Raw genomic sequence first — 20,156 nt, 5'->3', positions numbered from 1 at the left:
CGATGCCGGGATGACTGAGCGATGAGGTCAACTGCGCCTCGCGCAGCAGAGCCGCCTCAAGTACAGGGCTGGAAATCCTTGCAGGAATGACCTTGATGGCGACATTCCGTTCAAGGCGGGTGTCGCGCGCCTTGTAGACGACTCCCATGCCTCCGGATCCAATATGCTCGTCAATCCGGTAAGGCCCCAGGAGTGCCCCGATGGACAGCCGCGCTCCGCTCATGCCGATCTGTTCAACGAATCCCCCATCTTTGGGATCGTCAGCAGCAGCAACAGGAGGAAACTGTGTATCGCGAGGCGGGGTTGGCATCCGAGCTGGAACTCCCTTCATCCGCGTTGTGCGGATAGCGTTCAGGCTGGCATATCTCAAGCTTACAACCGCAAAGCTCTGCTCTAGTATCTATCAACTGTCGGACGAAACACGGCCACTGCTTTCACGGAGATGGGAACGCAGGAAGCCAGTTGTATGCGCGGTTCGGCAATTCTGTTACCCTACGCTGAAGCTTCCCATGTCCCGTCTATACAGAATGAACCTTTCGGCTTCAAGGCCATTGTGAAAGCCTTGCAAACGGACGTGTGCGTGATCGGGGGCGGGCCCGCGGGCAGTGCGCTTGCCGCACAACTTTCCGCCCTGGGCAATAGCGTTGTGCTTATCGAGCGAGCGGAGTTTCCCAGAAGACATCTTGGTGAATCCTTGACACCGGGAGTGCGTACGCTGCTGGAGTCAATCGGCGCTGGGGATGTCCTGGAGAAAGCTGGCGCGTTGGCCGTTGAGTCTGTCCTGGTGAATTGGGACGATGGGCTGCGAGAACGAATCGGTCCAGAAAGCCGGGGCACGCTTGTGAATCGAGGGAGATTCGACGCTCTGCTTCTCGAACACGCCAGGTCGGCTGGCGTCCAGGTGTTACAACCGGCGGTTGCCCGGGATTGCAGTCCGTTCCCAGAAGGTTGGCGAATTACGGTGGACCGAGGTGGAGAAACAATCCACATCACCGCCCGATTTCTCGCGGACGCGAGCGGCCGGACATTTGCCACAGGCGGCCGAAAGCGCCGGACCGGTGCGCGAACAACCGCTTTTTACGCTTACTGGCAAGGTTCCGATCTCCCCAGGCGACCCCGCATCGAGGCTGGTTCCGACGCCTGGTATTGGGGAGTTCCGATTCCGGACGGCACTTACAACACATTGGTCTTCGTAGATCCTCGAACTTATGCCACCGACAGAGTTCAAGAGATGGTGGCCCGATCCGGTCTTCTGGAGGGATGCCGGGACATCCACTTGGTCGCGCAATTTCAGGCCGCCGATGCGACACCATATATAGATGAGGAAAGCGTCACCGATCACAGCATCAAGGTTGGCGATGCGGCACTCTCCATCGATCCACTCTCGTCAAGCGGAGTGCAGAAGGCCATCCAGACCGCGCTCTCGGGCTCGGTAGTGGTGAATACATTGCTGCGAAGGCAGGAATCACGCGGCGCAGCCATTGAGTTTTATCGATCGAGTCTCAGGGACGCCTCGGAACGCCACCGCCGCTGGGCAGGCGAATATTACGGCGCAGCGGCCGCGACACGCAACGCTGAGTTTTGGCGGCGGCGCTCGTCTGTCGATACGCCCCCTGAGCCTGTTTCAACATTGAACGCCGATGACTTTGCGGACGAGCAGTTAACGCTGTCGCTGGATCTCAAGCTTGTGGAATCGCCCTGCATTGACGGCGAGTATGTGACCCTGAAAACCGCATTGCAGCATCCTGCTCTTGATGGGCCGGTCACCTACGTTGGAGGCTCGGAGATGCCGCCGCTGGTTCGCAGGCTCCGAGTGGGCATGAAGCCGATGGAGATCGCGCTGCTTTGGTCAGATCTAGTTCCCATCAGAACTGGCCTGGCCCTGACGGGTTGGCTGATAAACAATGGCCTGTTAATTCGCGCACGTGATGGAAAGGCGCATCGACTGAAGCACCAAATCGCAAGTTTTCGTGTATAGTTTGCGTTCAGTTCACTTGCCAACACTCAAGCGATACTAGCGAATGAGGGTCGTGTGTTGTTGGTGCGCATCATAGTTTTTGCTGAGATTCCGGGAGGGAATTGGATGTCATCTCAAAAGAAGCCGGTGTCGGATCGCTCCACCGGTATTCCGCTAGATCCTTTTGAAAAGCGGCCGGAAATGACCTGGCACGATCAGTTGATATGGCTGCTGCACCTTGGCGCCACGATGGAACATGCGCTCATGGTGCAGTATCTTTATGCCGCGTATTCACTTGGCGGCCCGCAGGTGCCGACGAAATACCACCGCAAGGTGAAGGAATGGCAGGATTCGATACTCGCAGTTGCTCGCGAGGAAATGGGCCACCTGCTGACTGTGCAGAACGTTCTCACGTTCCTGGGAGCAGGTTTCAGCCTGTCTCGCGATCAATTTCCCTGGTCCATCGAGTGGTTCAATATTGAGCCGTTCTGCATGGGCTCGCTTGCCTGTTACGTCAATGCCGAGATGCCGGAGAGCGAGACGTTTGCCGAGCGGAAGGAGATCGAGGAACTGGTGAAAAAACACCTCGACAAGAATTCCCCGCCGGTACATCCCGTGGCCGAAATCTACCGACAGGTCATGGACCTGCTAGCCGATTCAAAACGGATTCCAGAGAGCGCGCTTCATCCGGAGACCTATTCGCTACAGGCCTCGTGGGACCAATGGGGCCGCGGCTACAAACCGGATCCGCGGCCGCTTGATGCGGCAGGCAATCTCGAGGCGCGGGTCAGAGTACAGCCGAAGGCACAGTTCGATTCCCATGTTCTTGTCTTCCAGGTCGCTACACGCACCGAAGCCCTCGCGGCATTAAAGCAAGTGAGCCTGCAGGGGGAAGGAAAGGAGGACATAAAGGACTCATTGGTGTGGACGCACTTCCGCCGCTTTATCAAGATCTACAAAGAGTTCAAAGAGATCCAAAGCGATAGCTGGAGTCCGGCAGCCCGAGCGCCGATCAATCCGAGCACCAACGATAATCCACACTCCGCCACGCAGCATACTTATATTTCCTGTAAGCGGAGCCGTAGCTGGGCGGTATTGTCCAATGCGCGCTACTGGATGTTGTTCCGGTACCTGGCGCACACGTTTCAGATTAAAGCGGCAGGGGCCCCAAACTCGCCAAATGTGCGCGCCATGCTGATGCACAGAATATTCGGAGAGATGTATCAACTGAAGGCGCTCTCGGGCAGACTGTTTCAGATGCCATTAACCGAAGACGATGCCAAGGCGGATAGGGACCCCAAGGACCGACTGACTGCGGGGCCGCCCTTTGAATTGCCATCGAATATGCGAATTCCGGTAGGCGATATCGATTGCTGGTGCATGCATCGGGATGGTCTCCTTGCCGCACGAGATGCGTGCACCGAGATCCTGAAGGCCGATCCGACTCCGGATGAGCGGGCCTATATTGATACGCTGCTTGCCCTTGATGCGCAGACCGAAATCTGGATCGACCAGATTCTTGCCGGATTGAACTCCACGACGAGGTATAGCGCATGAAGATCCGCGAATTGCGAATTCTGCCGCCGTTTGCCATTGGACGGCTGGGCTCGGCGAAGGAACCTCAGGACAGCTACACCATCGACGACGATCCCAAACAGCCATTGGGTTATCGCAGAATTGTTCCTGCGAAAACCCTGAAGGTGGATGAAAAGACCGGGGGGATCAAGAGAAGTACCGTTCCCAGGACAATCGCATTCAAGATTGACGGCAAGATCCGGCCGGTTGCGCCCTTCCTGGAAGTCTTTGCAGTGCTGGAGAGCCCGCCGAAGAAAAAAGGTCCGCAGAAGAAGAACGAAGATTCGGAAAAGCTTGTGCAGCTTGATCGGGCGCTTCTGAAAAAGCTGGGTGTAAGCCGCGCCAAGATTGAGTGGAGAGTCTCCGTGGCCAACCGCAAGGTTATGCGCCGGACAGGAAACCCCGATGACGCGGTGGCGGCGGATACCGGCTGGTTTTCAGACCACGAGAAACATCTGCTGAAGGGTACTTGCAAGAATTTTGTGCGGGGCGGTTACATCGACTTTGGGCATGCGCGCTTCATCTGTCCGAACGATCGATTTGGAGAGATTCGGCTCCGGTTTACTCCGGCGCAGGGATTGATCTACGGTCCGCATCGTGCGAGCGACCCGGTTACCCACGAACCGGATCCGGTAATCCCTCCCGAGCGAGCTATCTACGATGCATCGAAGGACTGGGTGAAGTTCGGGAAAAATCCGGATAAGGTCAAAAACCAGACGGTGCCGCCGTCGCTTTATGCGATAGAACCACCAGCTCCAAGCTGGCTGAACAACAATATCGCGGTCAGCCGCGGCTATTTAGACGACGCATGCGATGGGTTTGTGAAAGTCCGGCTCAGTTTGCCCGGGGGCAAACGCCTGACCGCAACAGCCCGAATTTGTTCGGCGCCTCCGGCGGTGGTTCCTGACTCGTTGTTCATTCGTTCCCTGGCCGATGATCTCGATCAGGTGATCTTTGGACCTGAGGTGCCGTCGGAACCGTATGAAGTGACTCGAAACCGCGCGCTGGATATCATTCGGCGCGCCTACGAGACCGTGCGATTTATGAACGTGGCAGTGATGAATGGCAACAACATCAACGGCCGCTCCTCGCTTTCTCTGGATTCAATGCCGGAAGAAGAAGCCGCCGACACGGAGCGTGCCATTCGCCCCGTGATGGCTCCTGGTACCGTGGATACCATCGGCATCATGACGCTTCATGAGCAGGTTTTTGCCGCATTGCGCGGTGGCGCTGCGCCATGGTTCCTGAAGTTGCTGCGGCGTCCGGACGAAGTCGCGGACTTCACCGATCGAGGCAGGAGAAAAATGCCGGCGCTTATGTGCGGCGCCGACAACAATTATCTCGCGCTCACCTACCGGCAAATTGACACGATCCGGCGGGTAGCCCTGGAAGCGCCATTTCATATCGGAGTAAAGGAGCCGGAACCCGAGCCCGAATCTCTCACGGCTCTTAATCTGACGGCGCAACTGCACCATGAGGCGATCGGAAATCCCATTAGTTCTCGCCCAGTGACCTCCGTGGCCAACTGCTGTCCTGGTCTGGAAGTGGATTTCAGGGCGGTGTGGCGGCGGATGTTCAAGGGAATCGTCCTGCGGGAATACGACAATCTGGTAATGGATGTGGATCCAGGTGTTACAAACCCGGCCATCAGGGCGCTGGTAGGGCGACAGTTGCTGCGAGTCCGGTTTTCCCAGCACGGCTTGGTCCCCAGCTTTCTTATGTTTACTCCGATCAAGGGCCCAGCCTCTTCGGATCCCGAGGGGGAGATCCGGTTGACAACGCAGCTTAATCCGCACGGGATTGCAGCCGTGGAATGGTCCAACGCGCTGGCCGCCGTCTTGAGAGGACGTCAGGGAAGAGACGTCTATTGCGATTTCACCAAGCATCTGCCATCAGCACAAAAGGAAATGATGCAGGAGATCCATGAGAAACCAAAGAACTACGTCACCGTGAAGCTCAAAGTTCGAAAGTTTTTTGACAACGGCACAGCCGTTATTTCAAAGGCGCTTGCCAGCGCGGGCGAGCTTACGCAGGGACTTTGCTCTCCTTGGCAGAACGACTACCGGGAGTGTTCGTGTTACTACTGGGCCTCCGCGCGTCCGGACTTCATTAATGTGGAGCCAGCGGGCAACGGCCTGAGCAAAGGCGATAACTGGTTTCAGGTTGAGCGCACCGGGATGTATGTGCCAGACGACTATGTGGATTCGCGGCTGGTGCTTTACGATGAGCTGTTTCTGGAGTGGGAACGCTGGCTCAGATTCCAGGTGGGCGGCAAAGATTATATGGAGGAACCTACCACTGAAGCGAAGGCCCGGCCAGTGCCGAAGGTGACGAGTGGGTAACGCCGAGGCAAGGCGGTACATGGAGGCATCCGCTCCGCGTGTGCCGCAGGTTCATCTGATTGAGACAGCTCGCGGTGGCAATCTCTTTGTCGCCGATGGGAGCCGTCTGTTCGCAGCGGGATTGAGCCTGTACTCAAGCTTTGAGTCGGCGATTCAAGACGGCAATTCCGAGGCGATTTCTTCTCTCCTCGACAAGGTTGGACTCGGGGGAAGTCCACTCATAAGTGATGAGGCACTTTCGAATCCCGCGATTCACGCTCTCTCCCTTGCGATCGCGCAGAAGTGTAATTTGGGTTGTACGTACTGTTATGCGCAACAGGGCGAATTTGGTGGGGCAGGGAAGAACATGCCCCTTGCGGAAGCAACGCGAGCCGTCGAACTCCTCGTGAGCGGTGCTGCGAAGGGCGCAAAGCTCAACCTCGCCTTCCTCGGTGGCGAACCCCTGGTCAACCGCGCTGTTCTTCAGGTAGCAACTCGCTACGCTGCGGAGTTGGCCGAGCGTCGCGAAAATCCCATCACCTTCTCCATCACAACCAACGGAACATTGCTGACGGAGGCGGATGCGGAGTTCTTTGAAGCGCACGGCTTCGCGGTGACAATCAGCCTGGACGGACCACGGGAAGCCCACAACCTGCTGCGGCCATTCAAGAGTGGCAACGGGAGCTTTGATGCGATTCTTCAGCGGATTCGGCCGTTGCTTGCGCTTCAGCGTCGCATGCAGGTATCGGCCCGGGTGACGGTTACGCCCGCCAACCTCGAGTTGCGCCGCACACTCGACGAGTTCATCGAACTTGGTTTCCACAGCGTTGGATTTTCGCCAATGCTGAGCTCACCGAGCGGCAACGGCGAGATGCAGCGTGAAGATCTCGAAACCATGCTCGGCGAAATGATTGACTGCGGGAGGGAGTTCGAGCGGCGCACACTCAATGGGGAACGCTATCCCTTCGCGAATATGACTAACGCAATGCGCGAAATCCAGCGCGGGACGCATCGACCCTACCCTTGCGGCGCAGGGGCCGGGTACCTGGGTGTCTCAGCCGATGGCGAGTTGTCAGCGTGTCATCGCTTCGTCGGGGACGAAGCCGGCGCCATGGGCACGTTGAACGATGGTATCGATCGAAAGCGGCAAGCGGAGTGGCTCACGGAGCGTCATGTACACCGTCAGGAACCATGCCGGAGTTGCTGGGCACGTTATTTGTGCGGCGGGGGCTGCCATCACGAAGTAATTCACCGCGGCCGGCCAGCCTGCGACTACATACGCGGCTGGTTGCATTACTGCCTCGAAGCGTGGGTGAGGTTGCCGCGAGGTGCGGCTGACGGACTTCCCAGCACCTCGTACGCGTCGAGCACCAGTCGTGCCTGAGCGCGTACGAAGCTGGCTGCTGCCAGTCACTTTGCCGTTTTAGATGTCCGCGCCCGTTTCGTGCATCTTCCCGGAAAGATAAGTATCGTAGGCAGCCAGATCCAGCAACCCATTGCCGCTCAGGTTGAAGACGATGACTTGCTTGCGGTTTTCTTCACGGCAGCGGATGGCTTCATCGATTGCCGCCGCGATTGCATGTGCAGATTCGGGTGCCGGTACGATGCCTTCCGTTCGCGCAAACTGAATTCCTGATTGGAATACCTTCATTTGCGGCACGGCAACCGCGTCAATGAGTCCCAGCTTTTTGCAATGGCTGACCATGGGCGACATGCCGTGATAGCGAAGGCCACCTGCATGGATCACCGGTGGCATGAAGTCGTGACCAAGAGTGTGCATCAACAAGAGGGGCGTTAACTGTGCCGTGTCGCCGAAGTCGTAGCGCAACTCGCCCTCGGTGAGGGAAGGGCAGGAAGCAGGTTCGGCAGCAATGATGCGATAGCTCTTGCCAGACTTGATCTTTCCCGCGATAAAAGGGAACGCGAGGCCTGCAAAATTGCTGCCTCCCCCCGCGCAGCCGATGATAATGTCGGGAGCTTCGCCGGCCATCTCCATCTGTTTGATGGCTTCCTGGCCGATGATGGACTGATGCAGACACACATGGTTGAGCACACTGCCCAGTGAGTACTTTGTGCCTGGAGTTTTCACCGTGTGCTCGATAGCCTCGGAGATGGCAATGCCCAGGCTGCCGGAGCTATTTGGATCCTCGGCCAGCACCTTGCGGCCAAACTCGGTTTGAGTGCTTGGACTGCCATGCACCGTTGCGCCATATGTCTGAATGAGGAGCTTACGGTATGGCTTCTGGTCAAAGCTAACCTTGACCATGAAAATGGTGCACTCCAGGCCAAAGACGGAACATGCAAATGCCAGGGAAGAACCCCACTGTCCCGCGCCCGTTTCAGAAGCCAGACACTTTGTGCCGGCGATCTTGTTATAGAAAGCCTGCGGAATTGCGGTGTTCGGCTTGTGGCTGCCGGCTGGGCTTACTCCCTCGTACTTGTAGTAGATGTGCGCCGGCGTCTGCAGCGCTTTTTCAAGGCGCACGGCTCGAATCAGGGGCGTCGGGCGATAGAGCGAATAGACGTCGCGAACTTCCTGCGGAATGTCGATCGTCCGCTCGGGGCTCATCTCCTGAGCTACGATCGCCTCCGGGAAAAGCGCGAACATCAAGTCAGGGGTAACTGGCTCACGGGTTCCCGGATGCAGTGGAGGGGGCAACTGCTCCGGGAAATCCGCCAGAAGGTTGTACCAGGACTTCGGCATTTCATCTGCCGAAAGAAGAAACTGTACGTTGTCGCTCACCGATTGATCACCAGTTCCTTTGCTCTGTTCCAGTTACTTGTTATCGTTCCAGATGTCGCGGAAGATCAGCCACTCGCCATTCTTCTGCTTCTTATAGATGAGGATGCCTTTGCAATTTGAGCGAGTGATCTTCCCGTCCTTTTTCGAAATATCCACGGCGGTATCGATCCCCTCGTCGAATCCATACTCGCCCATGACAAAATTCTTCAGCGGCACTTTCTTCCAGTGAGTTTTGCATTCCGTAAAATAATCGTTCACCCACTTGCGAATGTTCCTTCGGCCAGTTACGAGTGGCCCGCCCGGCTGAAGGATCTCAGCATCCTTGTCGTACATCGCCATCACGCGATCCGTCTCGTTGGAATTGATCGCGGCTTCGTACGCCTTGTGAGCGCGCAACAGGCCTGGATCCAGTTTCGACTTCGATTTGCCGGGGGAAACCTTCTTCGTCGCCATTCTTATTCTCCTTAGGGGTTGTGACTGAAGATACTACAGCGGTCCTCGTCAACTGCGTTCTGATTCTGCGAATGTATGAGGCGTCAGGCTTTGCAGTAACTCCATGGCCTCAACCAAGTCTGGCGTTTCCGCGCCTTCGGTAAACCACGCGCAGATTGGAGTGAGGAGGCTGCGTGCCTCGTCGCGTTGGCCGCGGCTGAGCAATAGAGTCGCCAGGGTGGTGGAACTACGCAGTTCCCAGGAACGAGCCTGCTGTTGACGCGCGCAGTCAATGGAAGCTCGCAGAATCGCCTCGGCCTCCTGGTCACGGCCAGCGCGCATCAGGATCCAACCCTTGCAGCGCAACACTTCCGCCAGCCAGAGACGCTCCTGTCCGGATGGCCGCTCAATCTGCTCGACGCACTCATCAACTAGTTTGAGAGCCGTGCTCGTATTGCCCTCAAGCTCAACTGCTATGGCCAATGCTGACTTGAGTAGTGGGATACGCACGTTGCCACCCGTTTTTGTCCAGCGTTCGATCCCCTGACGGAGCAAAGCAATGGCTTCGGCCGGCTGTTGATTTTGCATTGCGGCGACCCCTCTGGCCTGGGGCACAGAGACTTCGTGGATGAAAGTCAAGCCTTGCTCCCGAGCAAGTTGGTCGGCCTCGGCCAATCGTTCGAGCAGGCGGTCGGGTTCGCGCCGGTATGCGAAGACATATGCACTGAATGTCAACGCGGATACAAGGTTGAAGGCGTGGCCCTCGCCACGGGCCCTTGCCACGCATTCGTTACTGAGTTTTGCCGCTTGATCTGGAAATCCCATGACCCAAATCAACTGGCAGGCATACTCTTCGACAAACGTACGCAAATCTTGCCCCGTCACCTGGATCCACTGATCTGCGCTGCCCGGATCGTACAGCGACAGGGCAAGGTCCGCCTGCTGTCGAGACTCGCCGACCCGGCCTTTCAACATGTACTGGACCATGGCCGTGAGATGGCCGAAGCATTTCAGATCGTTTTCAGTTGCTACGTGGCCTTCGGCGAGAAGGCGGTCCGCCCACAACTGTGAATCGCCAATGCGACCCTGCGTGATCGTGTTCGTCCACACCCACCAAAGCGCCAGAGCCAGATTCCTTTGATTTCCGCGACTCTCCGCGAGGCGCAGAATCGCCATCGCGTTCTCGCCAACCTCGGGAGCGGCCCATCCACGCAGTCCCGTCCACGCAGCGTTGAGCGGCTCGCGGATAGTCAACTCCAGGCTGTCTCGGTCCTGAGATGGGGCAAGCTGATCGATCAAGCCCAGCCCCTTGGTGAAGTGAGCCACGGCCTCCTTCAGTGCCACCCGGCTCACCGCCAACCTCCCGGCTCTCTGCCAGAGCGGAATCGCCTTCGTCAGATGTCCAGCTTGTGTGTGGTGGTGAGCAAGCCACTCCGGCGTGTTGATTACTCGGTCTGCAAACTGATTCTCCAGAACATCCGCGATCTTCGAGTGGAGTTCGCTCCGCCGGCTCCGAAGCAACGATTCATACGCCGCGTCCTGTACCAGGGCATGCTTGAACACATAGATCGAATTGGGCGTCATGCCGTTCCGCGACACCAGCCCGGCATCGACTAGTTTTTCCAATTCCTGCTCCAGGACATCCGTGTGAAGAGATGAGACCGGCTGCAGCAACTCAAAGGAAAACTCCCGCCCGATGCATGCGCCAATCTGCGCCAGCTCCTTCACTTTCCCGAGCCGATCGAGACGCGCCATGAGTGAGTCTCGCAGGGAGACCGGAATGGCCAGTGCGGACAGCGGCCCTTGCAGCACGTAATGATCGCCCTCGTCCCGCAGCAGTCCAGACTCCAGGACAGACCGCGTCAATTCCTCAACAAACAACGGAATTCCGTCGGTACGAGCCAACACTTCATCCAGCACTTCAGCCGGCAGCGCCTTGCCCCGAGTAACGCTCTCCACCAGCACGGCACCTTGCTCACGACTGAGACGGTTCAACGTGATGGTATTCAGATGGACCCCGTTCCAAGGTGGCTCATACTCCGGCCGATAGGTCATCACCAGCAGCACAGGAATACTGTTCACAATAGGAACAAGCATCTCAAGCAGATCCTGGCTGGTAGGGTCGATCCAGTGAATGTCTTCAAGGACGATGATCATCGGGCTGCGGACTGCTAACGTGCGAACCCGAGCGACGAGAGCTTCCAGCGTCTTCTCTTTCTGCTTTTGAGGAGAGAGTTGCAGCGGCGCATACCGCCCTGCCGGGAGCGAGAGCAACGCCGCGAAGAGCGGCAGTGCGTCTTCCACCTGCGGCACCAGATCAGCGAGTGCAGCCTCCAGCTTTTCAAACCTTTGCTCAGGCGCATCTTCACGGGCGAAACCGGCTGATTCCTCCAGTTCCTCAATAAATGGGTACAACGGCGAATTGAGATGAAACGGTGAGCACTGATAGTGCAGAGCCTTATGCGGATCTGAAATTCTTTCTCGCAGCCCCTGGGTCAGCCGCGATTTACCGATGCCCGCCTGTCCGCCAATTTGTACAACCTGGCCCGAGCCTGTACGCGCGATCTCCCAGCAGCGTTCGAGGAGGCCAGCCTCATCTTCGCGGCCCACGAGAGGCGCAATTGCGGTTCCGGCATGGGCAGCTTTGAAGCGTCCTTCCGCGCGCCGTGCCTCGTCTAAACGCCACGCCTGGACGGGCTGTTCAATACCCTTGAGGGCGTGACCGCCCAGATCAGTTAGAGAGAAAGCGTTGCCCAGGAGGCGCCTGGTCACATCCGCAATCACAATTTCGCCGGGGTTGGCCAGCGCAAGCAGGCGAGCCGCCAGGTTTGGGGTTTCACCGACTGCAAGGCCGGCTTCCCCACCGCCTTCTGGGGAATCTTCACCAACAACCACAGGCCCTGTCGCGAGGCCAATGCGGACCTCAAGCGGCCTGGCAGAAGGCAAGGCTTTGACGGCGTCGATGATTTCGAGCGCGGAGCGGACAGCGCGTTCTGCTGCGTCCTCGAACGCAACGGGCCAGCCAAAATATGCGAGGATTCCATCGCCCAGGTACTGGGCCACATGCCCCTCGTACCGCGAGACAACCGCCCCGCAAGCTCCTCGGTAGCTCCTGATCAATCCATTCAGCTCTTCGGGATCAAGAATGGTGGAGAGCGCTGTCGATCCCACCAGGTCACAAAACATGACCGTCAGTTGCCGTCGTTCGCCGAGAGACAAAGCCTTTGCGGTCGCCGAGCTGGGTCGCTCCACACTCTGACTTTTCAACCCATCGATCAGATGGAGTATCCGCTTGCGCGGACCAAATGCGAGACCAAGTTCTTTGAGGTCCGATTCTGTCAGGATGAGCAGCGTCTTCAGGTCAACCTGGTTCTCGACGAAAATGTTCTCAAACTCCGAGAGGCCGTTCGCGCTTAGCCACTCGCCGAGGGATTCGACCATCTCTGCTCCTTTCGGTTTATCGCCGAGCATGCCTCTGCCTGCAAAGGACAGAATAGATTATGAAGTGATCCTGCCAACTCGCTAGGGGACGGACCGGCGGCTGGATTCGCAAAGTTGGGGGCTAAGCCCATCTTTACACACAACCACACAGGTGGCGAACATGACTTTCTGTCCCATTCAGTAGGGGCCTTGTTTCCTGTTTCCGTCAAGTAAGTTTTTTCGGTGGAAAAGAAATCAACCTTGCTGATGTGTTGTGAAGAGTAATAAACTTTTCCACCAACTGTATCGTGCTCATTTGAGGCGCACCGCGTACGATCCAACAACCAGCTTTCCCAGGGTCGAGAGGTCTCAGGCATGGTAATTGTCGCGGTTAGACCTTCCGATGAGGGCGCTTGTGCAATGATGCGCGAATTGGATGCCGAGATTTCTTCGCTCTATCCCGACTCCGTGATCCTTGGAATCGACGAGGCCGAATTCGAGAAAGCCGGCGGATATTTCGTTGTCGCTCAGCAAGGTGAACAGACCATTGGGTGCGGTGGCTTTAGACCGGTCGACGAAAAGTGCGCCGAGATTAAGCGCATGTTTGTGCGGCCAGATATGAGAAGACGCGGATGGGCACGCCGGATCCTCAGGCATCTGGAAGAAGAGGCTCATCGCCGTGGATTTTTCTCCACTGTGTTAGAGACGGGATGTGATAACGCAGGTGCAATCGGCTTGTATGAGTCGGAAGGGTATTCGCAGATTCCAGAGTATCCAGGATGTCAGGGTATCTTGGTGAGCCGCTGTTTTATCAAGCGCTGAGCATTGATTGCCGTCCTGAATTCAAGGCAACGAGATGCAAACGGCAAAGAGAGCCGTAGCAAATCAGCCTCATTCTTCAAGCAGCAGCAACCGCGTAGGATCGAGCGTGATGTGCCACGGCTGCGGACGCTTTGAGAGGTCGCGCCACACTTCCTTCGAGACGTCTGCCTGCAAATGCGGCGGCTGCCCCGACGAGGGCGCAGAGTGCAGCCTGAGATAGAGCGTCATTTCATGCGGTGCCTCGCTCGTTGTCACCAGCCAGCAGGGAAAGGTGTTTTTCGTATCCGCAGGCCTTTGAAACGCCAACTGGTGCGAGCGAAATCCCACATGCGTCAAAGCCTCGGGGACCTCCGGCGCTGCTTGCAGCCGGCACTGCCACGCCGCTACTTCTACACAATCGTTGCCGACACGGCACGCGGCCACAATATTCTTGCATCCGGTCAGCCGTGCTGCCGCCACAGTGCGCGGGCGTTCGAAAAGTTCTTGCTTCGGCCCGCTTGCAATCACCCGACCGCTATCCAGAACCTGCAACTCTGGGCAGAATCGGAAGGCTTCCTCCATATCGTGCGTGACAAATACTACCGGTCCATTGAAACCTGCAAGGGTTGCACGAAGCTGCTCTTCCGTTCGTCTGCGCAGATGTGGATCGAGCGCTGCGAAAGGCTCGTCGAGTAACAGCGCATCCGGCTCCATGGCCATGCATCGTGCAATCGCTACGCGTTGCCGCTGGCCCCCTGAGATTTGCCGCGGGTACCGATGCGCAAGCTCAGCGATTCCCATGGACTCAAGCTGGTTCCAGATGCGTGCGCGCCTCTCATCCTTTGTCATGCGAGCGAGTCCAAAACCAACATTGTCCGCCACCGTTAAATGCGGAAACAGGGCGTAATCCTGAAAGACGACACCGATCCGCCTGCTCGCTGCCGGAATATTGCGGCCCGCCGCGCTGTCGAAGAGCACACGCCCGTTGAGAACGATGCGTCCTCGATCAGGCGTCGATACGCCCGCGATCATTCGCAGCGTCATCGATTTTCCTGAGCCCGACGGTCCGAGCAATCCGACTGCTCCGTTGCGCGCACCAAGCGCAATGCGCAGCGTAAAGTTCTCCAGTGTCCGCTCCAGGTCCACGTCCAATTTGACAGCGGACCCATTTTCTCGAGAGGACACAACCGCTACGGGAAATTGCCCAGAAAATTCTGACCTCGACAAATCCGGCTCGGCCCGCGCCATAATGCGGCTCCTTTTCTCTACATTGAGAAGCCGGATAATCGCCAGCGAGACGACCACGATCAACACGACCCACAGCAGGGCCGCATTCATGTCACCACCCTCTACCGCGGAGAAAATCGCAATTGGCATCGTTTGCGTACGCCCCGGAATGTTTCCGGCGAGCATCAATGTCGCGCCAAACTCCCCCAGCGAACGCGCAAAGGCGAGGACGGTTCCGGCGATCACCCCCGGGCCCGCCAAAGGCAATAGCACGCGGCGGAATACGACCCACTCACTGGCACCCAATGTGCGTGCCGCTTCCAGCAACGTTGGGTTCACCTGGTCAAACGCGCCGAGCGTGGTGCGATACATCAGGGGAAATGCAATTACGGTGGCCGCAATCACGGTCGCCGGCCACGAGAATGCAATCGTTACGCCCACGTGCTCAAGTCCACGACCGATGAGGCTCCGGCGTCCGAAGATCAGAAGAAGAAAGAAACCGACAACCGTCGGTGGAAGCACCAGGGGGAGCGTGAGAATGCCGTCGATCCACGCACGAAAACCGCCTCGCACGCGATACATCATTCGCGCAGCAATCATCCCCAGAAAGAACGTGGCCGCAGTTGCAGCGCAGGTCGTGGCCACTGAGATAATAAGCGGCGATGCGTCGGCTGGCAGAATCACTGTGAAGCCAGTGTATATCCGTGCTTGGTGAAGATCCCCTTGGCCTCAGGAGTGCCCAGAAACTCAACGAAACTGCGCGCCTCTTCCGGATTTTCGCTGGTCTTCACGACCGCCGCCGGGTAGACAATCGGTTCATGCGCGGACTCCGGCGCGATCGCAACCACGCGGACCAGCCGCGAGATTTGTGCATCGGTTGCATACACAAAGCCGGCATCTGCATTTCCTGTTTCAACGTACGTGAGCACCTGGCGAACATCCTTACCGAGGACGAGTTTCCCTTTCACCTGGTCATACAAATGAAGCGCGTTCAGCGTTTGCTGCGCGTACTGGCCTGCCGGCACGCTTGCCGGATCTCCGATTGCAATCAGGCGAGTCGATCGATCCCCGAGTCCAGCAAATCCCTGCAACGTAGAACCAAGAGGTGCAATCAGTACAAGCGAGTTGTGCAGGAGATTCGCTCGCGTTCCGGTCACGATCAAACCCTTTCCCTCCAGGTCATCCATCGGTTTGGCAGCGGCCGAAATAAATGCGTCCACGGGCGCTCCTTCTTCAATTTCTCGCGCCAAGGTTCCGGAGGATCCGAAGTTGTTCCGAAAGTCCACTTTGGTGTGGCCGAATCGATAAAGCGTTTCAACTTCCTCAAGCGTCTCTTGCAGACTCGCCGCCGCAGAGATGGTGAGACTGACACGCTTGTTGTCGTGACAACCGCTGAGCGTCATTACCAGAGGACACAGGATCAGAAGCGCGAAGATGTGGCCACAAGCATCACGCCTTCCCGCCACTCGCACTGCCCGGGTCTTCTCCTTCGCTGATCTCAATTCCGGTGTCATGATCTCCCATTCACCCGCTTGCCGGCAGGATGTAAGGCAAGATTCTTGAAACGCGAAGAACCGTAACGGCGCGCAGAGCGCCGCTACACGTCTTGCACGCTCAACGTTTGTGGGTCTCGCACGCGCTGCATCAGCAGAGCGGCGATGAGCATGAAGACTCCGCCGGCAATGATGGCGTAGATGCGGTTGTTGTGCAGGAGATGGATCATGATCCAACCGAAGAAGAGTGACGTCAGAATTTCGGGCGTAACGATGAAGAAGTTGAAGATTCCCATGTAGACCCCGGTCCGCGCAGGCGGCAACGATGCTGCCAGCACTGCATAAGGCATCGACAGAGTGCTAGCCCATGCAATTCCTACGCCCACCATGGTGAGCAGAAGAACATACTTATTGTGGATGATAGCGACCGACATCAGGCCCAGCGCTCCGCAAACCAGACAAATGATGTGAGTGTTTTTGCGTCCGAGTTTGCGGGCGAGGCCCGGCAGCGCAAACGAGAAGGCGAAACAGACGATGGAGTAGATGGCGAAGCAGTTGCCACCCCACTCAACGCCCTGCTGGTAGAGCGGCGAACTAGTGTCGTTCGCACCGAAGACGTTGTGCGCAACGGCAACTGGGAAATACAGCCACATGCAGAAGAGTCCGAGCCACGTAAAGAATTGCACGGGACCGAGTTTGCGCATGGTGTCGGGCATCTCGGCGATAGCTGCAAAAATCTCCCGCGCATTTGCAGCAAGACCAGTCTTCTCTGCCTTGGCGCGCCGGAACTCCTCCAAATCCTGCGGCGGATATTCCTTGGTGGTTACGATCGTCCAGAGAACAGCACCGATGAAAGCCACCGCGCCGATGTAGAACGATATGCGCACGACGGTCGGCACCGCTCGCGTGTCCCCAACCTTCTGTTGCATGTGGAAGAAGTTTGTCAGGATGTACGGTAGTGCCGATGAAAATGAAGCGCCCAGGCCAATGAACAGGCTCTGCATCGCGAAACCTGCAGTACGTTGGCCTTCCGGAAGAATGTCGGCAACAAACGCGCGGAATGGCTCCATGCTCACGTTGATGGAAGCATCCAGTATCCAGAGCATTCCTGCCGCCATCCACAGCGCCGATGCATTCGGCATGAACAGAAGCATGAGCGAACTGAGAATAGCGCCCGCAAGAAAATAGGGGCGGCGACGGCCGAGGCGCCCCCAGGTGTGATCGCTCGCGTGGCCAATCAGCGGCTGGATCAACAGGCCGGTGAGAGGAGCGGCCAGCCAGAAGATCGGAATCTGGTCGGCACGCGCGCCGAGGTATTCGTAGATGGCGCTCATGTTGGCCATCTGCAGGCCCCAGCCAAACTGGATGCCAAGGAAGCCGAAGCTCATGTTCCAGATCTGCCAGAAGCTGCGCTCGGGCTTGCGGAAATAGGTGACAGTCTTTGCCCCAACCTGTTCAGTCTGCGATGTGCTCATGAGCTTTTCCTACTGGGCTTGCTTTTGAAAGATGCGAGCCTCGAACGCGTTCAGCGAGATAAACGGAACGGCTTCAGGTTCAGGTTTTGAGACTGGAAGTTCGATCTCTTTCCAGTTCCCGGCGGCTTCCACGCTTCCACGGAACGGAGTATTCGACAAATTGATGGCGACCAGAAACTCTTCGCCGGCCGCGTGCCGCAGATAAGTCACCACGTGCTGCTCATCGCTGTTGTGCAACCAGATGGTTGCGCCCTGTTGCAGTGCCGGGTGCTCCCGCCGCAGCGATGTCATGAGCGCATAGAATTTTGGATAATCCGGATGCCACTTTTCCGCACTCCAGAAGATCTTCTGCGGCTCAAATAGCGCAGGGTCGCGTGATTGTGTGGAGTCTCCCACCTCCATGCCGTCATAGATCAGGGGAGTGCCGTTGAGCGTGAACATCAGCGCCGACGCGGCAATTGCCCCGGGAAAACCATAGCGCGTCGTCGCCCGCAACTCGTCGTGATCATCGCTCATGCGCATATGCAGTGCGCCCCTGGGAAACAATGCATCCTGCTGCTCGATCGTGTCGCGGACCTTGGTCGCGGGTTCGCCATTCATCTCGATGTCGTCGACCGTGTGAAGCATGGGCCACGCGTAGTCAATGTCGAAGGCGCTCCGCAGCAGATCGGGCTTTTGTGCCTCAGCCAGCATGATGATGTCCGGCTTTGCCTGATCAAGCTCTTTGCGCGCCTGCTCCCAGAAATCAGTTGGCACCTCTGCTGCCGCGTCGCAGCGATAGCCATCGAGGTCGAAGTCTTTAACCCAGTAGAGAAGGACGTCGGTCATGTAGCGGCGCAACTTCGGATTGGAGTAGTCGAGCGCGGCCACGTCTGTCCAATCGTAGGGGTAGGTGACGTGGCCTTCCTTATCCTTTTTGTAGAACTCGGGATGGGCCATCATCACGCTGTCCCACGACGTGTGATTGGCCACCATGTCGATAATGACTTTCATCTGCCGCTTATGCGCTTCCTGCACCAGGCGATGCAGATCGTCCTTGGTTCCAAGCGCGGGATCGATCGCGTAATAATCGCGAACTGCGTATGGACTTCCGAGAGAACCCTTCTTCTTCACCTGCCCGTAGGGATGGATCGGCATGAGCCATAGAATATTCACGCCCAGCTTGTGAAGATCGTCCAGACGCGCAGTCACGCCATTCAAATCGCCGGAGGGCGAGAAGGAGCGCACGAATATCTGGTAGATCGTTCCCGACTTGAGCCATTCGGGCGACGGGCGAGCCTGTAACGACGCAACGGCCGGATTAGGCTGCTGGGCAAAGGTTTGAAATCCGGCTCCAAGTGATGCAGCAAGAAAACAAGCGAGAGCAAAGTACGGCCTCGACTTCATAGCGCGAAAGCATAGCACCCCAGATGGTTATGCCGCCATATTGACCGTTACATGCTTCCCCAAAGAAAAGCCGCAAAACCGGTTCCCCGCGAGAGGCAGTTATCTGTGTTTTTTGGATCGGTGACCTTGCTTTCTCGTCGGTGCGGCCGCCATCTGAGACATCGGCGCCATACCTACATCGAGACGCTTCGTGATGTGGTCCTGGATCCAGTGTGGATCCCACCATTCCTTGGGGTCGATCTGGACACCGTCGAGCTGCATGGCGAAGTGGATGTGGTCGCCGCCGGCCATGCCGGTCATGCCGCTCTGGCCCATGATCTGACCCCGCTTCACCATGTCGCCTTCGTGCACGTCGAAGTGGCTCATGTGGCCGTAAATCGTTTGCAGGCCGTAGCCGTGGTCGACCACGATGCAATTGCCGTAGATGCCCAGCGGAGCAGCCCAGACAACGCGGCCATCGTTTGAGGCTTCGACGCCGACGTGCTGGGTGACGGCGAGGTCGTAGCCAAGGTGCACCTGCTGATCGATCTTCTTGCCCTGGTAGATGTAGTTACGCAAATCGGCAAAGGTGGCCTCGGCCTGCGAGTGCGACTGGCGCGCAAAGGGCTGCGTGAACAGGAAGTGATCGGCAGTCTTGAAGCGCAGGTCGGAAAGGGTCTTGTTGTTTGACTTGCGCATCTCGTTGTTGATTTTGACGAAGCGCGCAACCATGTCACCGGAGCCGTTCGGATCGAGCTCGCCAACTACCTTCTGCATGAAGGCGTCGCTGACCTGCAGGTCGTGGACGGTGTAGTGTGGCTGTTCCTTTTTCGGAAAGACGACAGTGATCGGGCTGGTGACGTCGTTGCCCGCTCCGTTGGAGGCAAAGACCATCGGGATCGTGGTTTGCGGCATGTTCCACGCGAACGCAAACAGTGAAAACAGGCCCGGTTTGCCGCCCGGCATGGGCCACGCCCGGTACGACTGGTCGCCTACGCGCACTCCAGCGGCTGTGTAGGCGCCCGACACATTGAAGGTCGCCACGTCGGCCATGCCGATGTAGATGTAGTGCTGCTCCGAGTCGACGCTTACGCTCGGCGGCTGCGTCACAATGGTCACATCCTGCTCAATGCGGGCGGACTTGTGGAAGAGGCCGTTCGAAGTCGCCTCGACGATCAGCCTGGCCTTGCCGTCTTTGAGCTGCGGCGTGGTCTTGACGCCGGCAGTGAAGTTCCAGGTGGACTCCTTCGCCTTCGACGGCTGCGCCATCTGCCAGACGGAATAGCTGGCGCCGTTCTGCTCGATGGTCGCGGAAGCGCTGCTGATTCCGCGCGGGTTCGTTGCATG

Annotated in this window: 14 protein-coding genes; 5 read left to right on the top strand and 9 right to left on the bottom strand. The window is 57.6% G+C overall.

Going from position 1 to position 20,156, the window contains the following annotated elements; translation table 11 throughout:
- The coding region (locus WA354_RS15150) for a protein kinase domain-containing protein (protein ID WP_472813856.1) at positions 1-310 on the bottom strand (310 nt) is incomplete at its 3' end.
- Positions 311-553: 243 nt separating this feature from the next.
- On the opposite strand from WA354_RS15150, the gene qhpG reads away from it, so the two are divergent.
- From qhpG to WA354_RS15130, 4 genes are all read left to right on the top strand, one after another.
- Positions 554-1,978: a flavin-dependent monooxygenase QhpG gene (gene qhpG / locus WA354_RS15145; protein ID WP_472813855.1), complete on the top strand. Its 1,425-nt coding sequence runs from the start codon at positions 554-556 to the stop codon at positions 1,976-1,978.
- 105 nt (positions 1,979-2,083) lie between these two features.
- Positions 2,084-3,514 carry a ferritin-like domain-containing protein gene (locus WA354_RS15140; RefSeq protein ID WP_472813854.1) on the top strand — a complete coding sequence of 477 codons (1,431 nt, stop codon included), beginning with the start codon at positions 2,084-2,086 and terminating at the stop codon, positions 3,512-3,514.
- On the top strand, positions 3,511-5,874 hold the full coding sequence (locus WA354_RS15135) for a hypothetical protein (protein ID WP_472813853.1): 2,364 nt from the start codon (positions 3,511-3,513) through the stop codon (positions 5,872-5,874). Before WA354_RS15140 ends, WA354_RS15135 begins: the two co-directional genes overlap by 4 nt.
- The gene (locus tag WA354_RS15130; protein WP_472813852.1) at positions 5,867-7,237 is read left to right on the top strand and encodes a radical SAM protein; all 1,371 of its coding nucleotides are present in this window, start codon (positions 5,867-5,869) and stop codon (positions 7,235-7,237) included. The genes WA354_RS15135 and WA354_RS15130 overlap by 8 nt, the downstream gene beginning before the upstream one ends.
- 39 nt (positions 7,238-7,276) lie before the next feature.
- Here WA354_RS15130 and WA354_RS15125 read toward each other — a convergent pair whose 3' ends face one another.
- The 3 genes from WA354_RS15125 to WA354_RS15115 are packed head-to-tail and all read right to left on the bottom strand — an operon-like array spanning position 7,277 to position 12,469.
- On the bottom strand, positions 7,277-8,596 hold the full coding sequence (locus WA354_RS15125) for a TrpB-like pyridoxal phosphate-dependent enzyme (RefSeq protein ID WP_472813851.1): 1,320 nt from the start codon (positions 8,594-8,596) through the stop codon (positions 7,277-7,279).
- Positions 8,597-8,629: 33 nt separating this feature from the next.
- Positions 8,630-9,049, bottom strand: a complete 420-nt coding sequence (locus WA354_RS15120) for a YybH family protein (protein ID WP_472813850.1) — start codon at positions 9,047-9,049, stop codon at positions 8,630-8,632.
- 48 nt (positions 9,050-9,097) lie between these two features.
- Entirely contained in the window at positions 9,098-12,469 is a 3,372-nt protein-coding gene (locus WA354_RS15115) for an AAA family ATPase (RefSeq protein ID WP_472813849.1), read from the bottom strand.
- A gap of 411 nt (positions 12,470-12,880) precedes the next feature.
- Between WA354_RS15115 and WA354_RS15110 the strand changes: the two genes are divergently transcribed.
- Complete coding sequence (locus WA354_RS15110) at positions 12,881-13,270, top strand: GNAT family N-acetyltransferase (RefSeq protein ID WP_472813848.1); 390 nt, start codon at positions 12,881-12,883, stop codon at positions 13,268-13,270.
- A gap of 69 nt (positions 13,271-13,339) precedes the next feature.
- On the opposite strand, the gene modB is transcribed toward WA354_RS15110, so the two are convergent.
- The 5 genes from modB to WA354_RS15085 all read right to left on the bottom strand — a co-directional run.
- Positions 13,340-15,160 carry a molybdate ABC transporter permease subunit gene (modB, locus tag WA354_RS15105; protein ID WP_472813847.1) on the bottom strand — a complete coding sequence of 607 codons (1,821 nt, stop codon included), beginning with the start codon at positions 15,158-15,160 and terminating at the stop codon, positions 13,340-13,342.
- A complete protein-coding gene (gene modA, locus WA354_RS15100; RefSeq protein WP_472813846.1) occupies positions 15,157-15,978 on the bottom strand; it encodes a molybdate ABC transporter substrate-binding protein in 822 nt (273 codons plus the stop codon). The genes modB and modA overlap by 4 nt, the downstream gene beginning before the upstream one ends.
- 95 nt (positions 15,979-16,073) lie before the next feature.
- Positions 16,074-17,444, bottom strand: coding sequence for an MFS transporter (locus tag WA354_RS15095; protein WP_472813845.1), 1,371 nt, complete (start codon positions 17,442-17,444; stop codon positions 16,074-16,076).
- A 9-nt stretch (positions 17,445-17,453) separates the two neighbouring features.
- On the bottom strand, positions 17,454-18,830 hold the full coding sequence (locus tag WA354_RS15090) for an alpha-amylase family glycosyl hydrolase (protein WP_472813844.1): 1,377 nt from the start codon (positions 18,828-18,830) through the stop codon (positions 17,454-17,456).
- 99 nt (positions 18,831-18,929) lie between these two features.
- The coding region (locus WA354_RS15085; RefSeq protein ID WP_472813843.1) for a M23 family metallopeptidase at positions 18,930-20,156 on the bottom strand (1,227 nt) is incomplete at its 5' end.

Origin of the sequence: Occallatibacter sp. (assembly GCF_049802275.1) — a bacterium.
Lineage (GTDB): Bacteria > Acidobacteriota > Terriglobia > Terriglobales > Acidobacteriaceae > Telmatobacter.
Note: the sequence above shows the minus strand (reverse complement) of the source record. Positions and strands in the feature narration are given on the sequence as shown.

Excerpts from the sequence above, each read along its gene's own strand:
- WA354_RS15140 (WP_472813854.1), top strand. The coding sequence starts at position 2,084 with ATGTCATCTCAAAAGAAGCCGGTGTCGGATCGCTCCACCGGTATTCCG.
- WA354_RS15135 (WP_472813853.1), top strand. The coding sequence starts at position 3,511 with ATGAAGATCCGCGAATTGCGAATTCTGCCGCCGTTTGCCATTGGACGG.
- WA354_RS15120 (WP_472813850.1), bottom strand. The coding sequence starts at position 9,049 with ATGGCGACGAAGAAGGTTTCCCCCGGCAAATCGAAGTCGAAACTGGAT.
- WA354_RS15115 (WP_472813849.1), bottom strand. The coding sequence starts at position 12,469 with ATGGTCGAATCCCTCGGCGAGTGGCTAAGCGCGAACGGCCTCTCGGAG.
- WA354_RS15095 (WP_472813845.1), bottom strand. The coding sequence starts at position 17,444 with ATGAGCACATCGCAGACTGAACAGGTTGGGGCAAAGACTGTCACCTAT.
- WA354_RS15090 (WP_472813844.1), bottom strand. The coding sequence starts at position 18,830 with ATGAAGTCGAGGCCGTACTTTGCTCTCGCTTGTTTTCTTGCTGCATCA.